Annotated in this window: 2 protein-coding genes; both read right to left on the bottom strand. The window is 66.3% G+C overall.

From position 1 onward, the window contains the following. A partial coding sequence (locus tag DN387_RS25905) for an amino acid adenylation domain-containing protein (protein WP_254506425.1) occupies positions 1–3,025 on the bottom strand: 3,025 nt, incomplete at its 3' end. After that, positions 3,022–3,257, bottom strand: a 236-nt coding sequence (locus tag DN387_RS25900; RefSeq protein WP_254506423.1) for a phosphopantetheine-binding protein, incomplete at its 5' end; no start/stop codon positions are given. The genes DN387_RS25900 and DN387_RS25905, both read right to left, overlap by 4 nt.

Genomic DNA, 3,257 nt, shown 5'->3' with positions numbered 1-3,257 from the left:
TATCGGGCTCGGGCAGTGCCTTGCGGTCGAGTTTGCCATTGGGCATCAGCGGCAACGCATCAAGCCACAGCAGGTGCGTGGGCACCATGTATTCCGGCAGGCGGACCTTGAGATGCTCGCGCAGGCTGGCCAGTTGCTCGGGATTGGCTGCCAGCCCGTCGCTGGCCACCAGATAGGCCGCCAGTTGCCTGCCGTGGGGGCCATCGACAGCCAGCACCACCGCTTCGCGCACCGCCGGATGCTGGTGCAGGCTGGCCTCGATTTCACCCAGCTCGATGCGCAGGCCACGGATCTTCACCTGGTGGTCGGCGCGCCCGAGGTACTCGATCACCCCATCGGCGCGATAGCGTGTCATGTCACCGCTGCGGTACAGGCGCGCACCGCCCTGGGAACTGGTGTCGAACGGATCCGGCACAAAACGCTCGGCCGTCAGCGCCGGCTGGTTGAGGTAGCCACGCGCCAGCGAATCACCGCCGATGTACAGCTCGCCCCTGGCAAACGGCGTCACACCCAGCGCATCGCTCAGCACATGCAGGCGCACGTTGGCCACGGCGCGGCCGATGGGTACCGTGCCCGCCTGCAGCTGCGCCGACAGCACGTGGAAGGTGCTGTCGATGGTGGCTTCCGTGGGGCCGTACAGGTTGACCAGTTGCCCGCCCCAGCCGGCTCGAACCTGCTCGCTCAACGCGGCGGACAACGCTTCGCCGCCCATCGCCAGCAACCGTACCGAGTCCATCTGGCCCGCGCCGCGATCCGGCAGCAAGGCATGCAGCAATGACGGCGCCAACTGCAGGATGCTGATGCGCTGCTCGCTCACCTGCTGCCAGAACCGCTGCGGATCCAGCACCAGCCCCGGCTCGGCCACCACCAGTTGCGCGCCGCCGATCAATGCCAGCCAGAACTCCCACACCGAGGCGTCGAAGCTGAAGGCGGTCTTCTGCAGCACGCGGTCTTCAGGCTGCACGGCAAAGGCCTGCTGCATCCAGTGCATGTGATTGGCCAGTCCGCCATGGCGCACGGCCACACCCTTGGGCTTGCCGGTGGAGCCCGAGGTGTAGATCACGTAGGCCAGGTGGTCCGGCTGCATGTGAAGCTGCGGCGCGCCGAGCTCGCAGCCGGCCAGCCAGGCAGCGCCCGGCTCCAGCATCAGGCGCTCGACAGCACTGCTGGCGGGCAACTGCACCGTCGGCTGGGTCAGCAGCAGGCCGATGCCACTGTCCTGGATCATGTAGGCCAGGCGCTCCTGCGGATAATCCGGGTCCAGCGGCACATAGGCGCCACCGGCCTTGAGGATACCCAGCAGGCCCACCACCATTTCCAGGCTGCGCTCCAGCGCCAGCCCCACCAGTACATCCGGCCCTACCCCGCGCTCGCGCAGTCGGTGTGCCAGCTGGTTGGCGCGCTGGTCGAGCTGCCGGTAGCTCAGCGTCTGCCCGGCAAACAGCACGGCGGGGGCGTCAGGGGTGCGCTGCGCCTGGGCGGCGATCAGCTCATGCACACAGCGCTCGCGGTCAAACCCCGCCTCGGTGCGGTTCCAGGCCTGCACCTGCTGTTGCTCCTGAGCATCCAGCAACGCCAGTTCGGCGATGCGCTGCTGCGGCTGCGCGACAACGTCTTGCAGCAACTGGCGCCAATGGCTGGCCAGACGCTGGATGGTCGATGCGTCGAACAACGCGGTGGCGTAGTTCAGCGAGGCGCCGATGCCCTGTTCGGTTTCGACCGTTTCCAGGGTCAGATCGAACTGTGCGCTGTGCTGCTCCCACTCCAGGCCTTCGACCGTCAGGCCCGGCAGGCTGTGACGCGCGTTCCTGCCCTGGGTCTGGTGGTTGTACATCACCTGGAACAACGGGCTGTGGCTGAGGCTGCGCTGCGGGTGCAGCGCCTCCACCAGTTGCTCGAACGGCAGGTCCTGATGCGCCTGCGCCGCCAGTGCGGTGCGCTGCACCTGGTGCAGCAGCGCCTGGAAGGTGGTGTCCAGGTCGAACTCGGCCTTGAGCACCTGGGTGTTGACGAAGAAGCCGATCAGGCGCTCGGTCTCCACCCGGTTGCGGTTGGCAATCGGCACACCGACGCGAATCTCGGGCTGACCCGAGTAGCGGTGCAGCAACGCCTGGAAACTGGCCAACAGCAGCATGAACAAGGTCACACCCTGCTCCCTGGCCAGGCCTTTGAGGGCACCGGCCAGGCCGGGCTCCAGTTCGATTGCCAGGCTCGCGCCCGCCTGGCTCTGGATGGCCGGACGCGGCCGGTCGAGGGGCAGTTCGAGCACCGCCGGGTCGCCACCCAGTTGCTCGGTCCAGTATCCCAGCTGGCGCGTCTGCTCCCCCGCCTCCATCCAGTGGCGCTGCCAGATTGCGTAGTCGGCATACTGGATAGGCAGTGCCGGCAGCTGTACCGGCTGGCCCAGGCGATAGCCTTCGTAGAACCGGATCAGTTCCTCGACCATCACCGGCATCGACCAGCCATCGGAGACGATATGGTGCAGGGTCAGTACCAGCACATGGTCATCGTCACCCAGTTTCAGCAGCTTGACCCGCAGCAACGGGCCGCTTTCCAGGTCGAACGGGCGCCGGGTCTCGGTTTCCACCCATTGCCTGATCAGCGCCTGGCGGTCTGCACCCGCCGGCACCTGAACCGCATCGACGTGCAATGCGAACGGTGCCGCAGCATGAATCACCTGCAAGGCCTGACCGTCAGCATGGCTGAAGGTGGTACGCAAGGTCTCGTGGCGCGCCACCAGGGCCTCGAAACTGCGGCGCAGCGCCTCCACATCCAGCGCACCCTTCAGGCGCAGCGCCGTCGGCACGTTGTAGGCGGCGCCCTGTGGCTCCAGCTGCCACAGAAACCACTGGCGCTGCTGCGCATAGGACAGGCGCAGTTCATCGAACAGCGCCTTGACCGCCGGAATCGGCAGGTTGGCGGCACTGATGCCCTCGGCCTGCATGCGTTCCCAGTAAACCTTGCGCTTGTCCGGCGCCAGCATGACGAAACGCTTGGCGACGCTCTTGGCGGTATCGGTGTTCATTGAGCATCCTCCAGGTCTTCGGCAAACAGGTCCAGGCGTCGTAACGTATCTTCGAAATCCACACTATTTCCTTGGTCCAGCTGCTCGCAGAACGCGGCCAGAACGGGGTATTGGAAGAGCACCTGCGGCTCCACCTTGAGACCGAGCGACAACTGCAGGCGCGACAGCACCGACAGCACCAGCAGCGAGTGCCCGCCCAGCTCGAAGAAGTTGTCGGTCAGGCCCACCTGCG

The organism is Pseudomonas sp. FBF18, from assembly GCF_024261405.1.
Taxonomy (GTDB): domain Bacteria; phylum Pseudomonadota; class Gammaproteobacteria; order Pseudomonadales; family Pseudomonadaceae; genus Aquipseudomonas; species Aquipseudomonas palmensis.
The sequence above is the reverse complement of the archived record's forward strand: the minus strand, read 5'-3'. Positions and strand labels throughout refer to the sequence as shown.